This window comes from Brevibacillus sp. NRRL NRS-603, assembly GCF_003013445.1.
GTDB classification, from domain to species: Bacteria; Bacillota; Bacilli; order Brevibacillales; family Brevibacillaceae; genus Brevibacillus; species Brevibacillus formosus.
In genome coordinates this window covers 1-4104 of the sequence record NZ_PXZN01000120.1, presented here as the reverse complement: position 1 = coordinate 4104, position 4104 = coordinate 1, and the positions used below count along the sequence as shown (strand labels likewise).

The window sequence follows — 4104 nt, the reverse complement described above, 5'->3', positions numbered from 1 at the left end:
AAAATCACATCGCGCAGCCAGATACCAGTAAAGCCGTAGTCTTCTGCCGCTTGGACAAGTTCAACCTGGCGCTCCATTGTCGGTGGTTCCCATTCGTATGCCTCCAGCGGAATGTGAAATCCTAACGTCATTTTTCCTTCTTTGAACATTCGCTGAAAACCATAGTGACCGGCGAATTTGCTCAACGCTGCTCTCTCCTTACGTGATGGATTTGGGAAACCAACGGCGGACACATGCTTTGATCCGCATCCGCCGTCTTTGTTCGATTAACGACGAGTTTTTTCCAGCTTGCTGCTGATTACCGTGAGTAAGGCTGCACCTAACACCATCACTCCGCCGACCCATGGAGTATGAATCAGTCCAATGGTATCGACGATGATTCCTCCCACGAACGCTCCAATCGCAATGCCGAGATTGAATGCCGCAATGTTAATGGCAGAAGCTACATCAACAGCACTTGGCACGTATTTTTCAGCCAGCTGCACGACATATACTTGTAAGCCCGGTACGTTCATAAAGGCCAAGAGGCCCATCAGCATAATCGTGAGGATTCCCACCCATTTGAAAGGCGCAGTAAACGTGAGAATGACCAGAATGATCGCCTGAATGATGAACATCCAGCGCAGCGCTTTTACAGGATTCTTGTCGGCCGCTTTTCCTCCGACCGTATTTCCAATCGCTACTGCAATCCCATAGACGAGAAGAATCAGACTGACGGCACTCGCCTGATAACCTGTGATTTCTTCTAAAATCGGACCTAAGAACGTAAAGGTTACGAAGGTACCTCCGTAGCCAAGTGCCGTAATTGCAAAGACAAGCAACAGTGGTAAGTTTGTCATTATTTTCACTTGGTCTTTAATGGAAGCAGGCTTGGATTTTTTCAAATTGCTTGGTACCAGAATCGCTGTCGAAATAAGTGCAATCACTCCAAGAATGGCAACTCCCCAAAAAGTCGCTCTCCATCCAAACATTTGTCCAATAAACGTTCCCAAAGGTACACCTGTAACAGTTGCAACAGTCAGACCTGTAAACATCGTCGCAATCGCACTGGCACGCTTGTTTTCTGGCACCAGATCGGCTGCAATCGTAGAACCAATGGAGAAAAATACCCCATGAGAAAACGCGGTAAAGAAACGGGCAATGATTAAAAGCGTAAAACTACTCGACAGGGCTGCCGCACTGTTTCCGACAACAAAGACAATCATCAAAAGCATGAGCAGCATCTTGCGTGGAATTCGACTTGTAAGTGCTGTAATAACTGGCGCTCCAATAGCGACGCCTAATGCATATCCAGAAATAAGAAGTCCTGCTAAAGTAATGGTTACTTTCAAATCCTGTGCGACTGTAGACAACAAACCGACGATTACGAATTCAGTAGTCCCGATACCAAATGCGCTGATTGCGAGAGCAAGTAAAGCAAGAGTGGAGTTTTTCGCACCGATTGCTTGCTGCTTCTCGTTGGATGTTATAGTGCTCATCTGAGTTGTATCCTCCCTTTATTTTTCTTGCCGTTCACAAAGCAGGGCCCTTACTTATCATGATTGGCGAATATATTGGTTCTGAATGCTATTATGTCTCATGCCTAACTCGATAGAAAGTACGTACTTTCAAGTATCATAGGCACCAAAAAGTACCTTATAGCCATATTCAAGCAACAAAAAAGCCGGGAAGACTGTCTTCCCGACTCATAACTTATCTTTCTTGCAGTGCTATTTTTAATCCCAATAAGATATAAACAGAGCCTACGATCTTGCCACTCCAGCGGCCCAGCCAGGAAATTCGCTTCACCAGATGCCCCAGTGGTCTGATGCTGATCGCAATCAACGCGGTGTAAAAGAACCCTAAAATAGCGAAAATCAGTCCCAGGACTAGGAATTGGAAAATGGCTCCCCCACGCTCAGGATGTACGAATTGTGGCAGAAACGCCAGAAAGAACAACGCCGTTTTCGGATTCAGAACTTCTGCGAGGATGGCTTGCCCATACGATTGCAGCGGTGGCAACGGTGTTACTTTTGGCAGCTCTGGGTCAACCGGTTTTTCAAGCATGGCCCGAACGCCTAAATAGACCAAGTAAGCCGCTCCTGCATATTTTACGAGATTGAATGCCCATGCAGATGTCATCAAAATCGCGGATAAACCGACGGCAGCAAAAATCGTATGAATGAAGTCTCCCGTAGCAATGCCCAGCCCAGCCATGATCCCTGCTTTACGTCCTCCCTGAACGGTACGCGTCGCAGTTAACAGGACAGCGGGTCCCGGTATTAAAAAGAGGCCGATCACAACAGCTAAAAATGCTCCCATGGTAGTCCAATCAAACATGTGCTCTCCCTCTTTGTATCGAATATTCAAATTCTCTTTCTATCATAAACGATGTACAGCCAGAACGATACGGTATAGGCTTACTTTTCGCTTTCATGAGCTTGTGACGGAAACAAAATCGTGATGGTCGTTCCCTCCCCCACTCTGCTATCCAACGAGATGATTCCCTTGTGCGCCTCCACGATCCCTTTCACAATCGTCAACCCCAATCCTGCTCCACCGCGTTCTCTTGCTCGCGAGCGATCTCCCCGATAAAAACGCTCGAAGACGTACGGGAGGTCCTTTTGATCGATGCCCGTGCCGCTGTCCTTCACTTGCAACCGGACCATCGGATTCGGCTTGTCTACCGTGACTACGACTTCTCCTCCCGCTGGCGTATGCTTGCAGGCATTCGTCAACAAATTGGCTACGATTTGCGCCAGTCTCTGCCTGTCCCCTTTGATCCAGACAGCGTGATCACCTTTGAAGTGAAATTTCACTTGCTCACGGGCAAACGTAGCACTCATCGACTCGGTGACTTCTTTGACGACTTCACGTAGCTCCACCTCTTCACTGCGCATTTGCAAGGAACCTGACTCCACCTGGATCACCTGATCTAAATCGCGGACGAGACGGCTCAAACGCAGTACCTCAGACCTTGTGCTTTCGAGATTTTTGGGAGTTGCTTCCCAGATGCCGTCGATCATCCCCTCTACTTGCGCCAGCAAGGTATTCAGTGGTGTTCGCAATTCATGGGCAATATCGGAGGTCAGTCGCTTTCGCAGTTCTTCCTGATGCTCAAGACTATGGACCAGGTTGTTAAAAGCAACGACCAATGACGTTACTTCATCCTTGCCACGAGGCTCCGGTACGCGTATGGACAGATTGCCTCGCGCGACTCGTTGCGCTGCGGTGCTCACTTGTACGACTGGACGCACCATGGTCCGAGCGAGCGGTATACTGATGATAATGACCAGGATGAGCAGCACAGCCATCGTCCACATCGTCGTGTTTTTATGGGCCCATTGGAAATGACTTTCCAAGGTCATATAGGCACTCCGATCATCGTGGCTAATCACTAGTTGGCCAATCATGACACCCTTACTGACAAGGGGAATCTTGTCAACACTGTAATTGCTCGTATGGACTGGCCGCTTGCCCCACTCGTTTTTCACTTGTTGTTGCTGATCCAGGAGTATGATATGTAATCCCAAAACCTCAGAAACTGCTTCAAGCTTGTGGTAGGCTTCCGCTCCCCAGCCCTGATTGTCCTGATACGCCTGGAGTGCGACTCGCGATATTTCTTCGTTATGCTGATTTCTCACTTCATCGGCATACATGGAAAAATGAACATCCATTTCCTTTACGGACAACAACGAGGAAAAAAGAACAGCACATGCGCCGACTGTCATGATCACAAAAGCAAGCTTTACCCAAATATGCTTCATCGTGGCCTCACTTCTTCATGGGATCGTCAAAGCGATAGCCCAATCCATACACCGTCTTGATATACTCCGGTTGCTTCGGGTCTGCCTCTATCTTTTGGCGAAGATTTTTGATATGCGTATCAATGGTTCGGTCGTATCCCTCGAAATCAAACCCCATTACCTCACGCACGAGCTCCTCCCTGCCCCACGTCCTCCCCGGATAACGGACAAGCGTTGTGAGCAAGCGGTATTCATTTGGCGTAACCTCCAAAGCGACTCCATTTTTCGTGACTCTCTTCTCATTCATCGATATGGTCAAGTCGCCAACTTCAACGAAATCGGAGAGTGTTGAATAATCGCCCGCACGACGCATGACGGC

Annotated in this window: 5 protein-coding genes; all 5 read right to left on the bottom strand. The window is 48.3% G+C overall.

The features are described 5' to 3' along the window. Positions 1-185, bottom strand: a 185-nt coding sequence (locus C7R94_RS28895) for an LLM class flavin-dependent oxidoreductase (protein ID WP_233220699.1), incomplete at its 3' end; no start/stop codon positions are given. Between the two features lie 81 nt (positions 186-266). Further along, complete coding sequence (locus C7R94_RS28890; protein WP_106785955.1) at positions 267-1478, bottom strand: MFS transporter; 1212 nt, start codon at positions 1476-1478, stop codon at positions 267-269. Between the two features lie 214 nt (positions 1479-1692). Continuing rightward, entirely contained in the window at positions 1693-2319 is a 627-nt protein-coding gene (locus C7R94_RS28885; RefSeq protein WP_106785954.1) for a LysE family translocator, read from the bottom strand. 80 nt (positions 2320-2399) lie between these two features. After that, a complete protein-coding gene (locus C7R94_RS28880; RefSeq protein ID WP_106785953.1) occupies positions 2400-3746 on the bottom strand; it encodes a HAMP domain-containing sensor histidine kinase in 1347 nt (448 codons plus the stop codon). A gap of 7 nt (positions 3747-3753) precedes the next feature. After that, positions 3754-4104: winged helix-turn-helix domain-containing protein (locus tag C7R94_RS28875; RefSeq protein ID WP_146142851.1), on the bottom strand; the 351-nt coding region annotated here is incomplete at its 5' end.

Bases quoted from the DNA above. Each gene is read 5' to 3' on its own strand.
- C7R94_RS28890 (WP_106785955.1), bottom strand. From the start codon at position 1,478: ATGAGCACTATAACATCCAACGAGAAGCAGCAAGCAATCGGTGCGAAA.
- C7R94_RS28885 (WP_106785954.1), bottom strand. From the start codon at position 2,319: ATGTTTGATTGGACTACCATGGGAGCATTTTTAGCTGTTGTGATCGGC.
- C7R94_RS28880 (WP_106785953.1), bottom strand. From the start codon at position 3,746: ATGAAGCATATTTGGGTAAAGCTTGCTTTTGTGATCATGACAGTCGGC.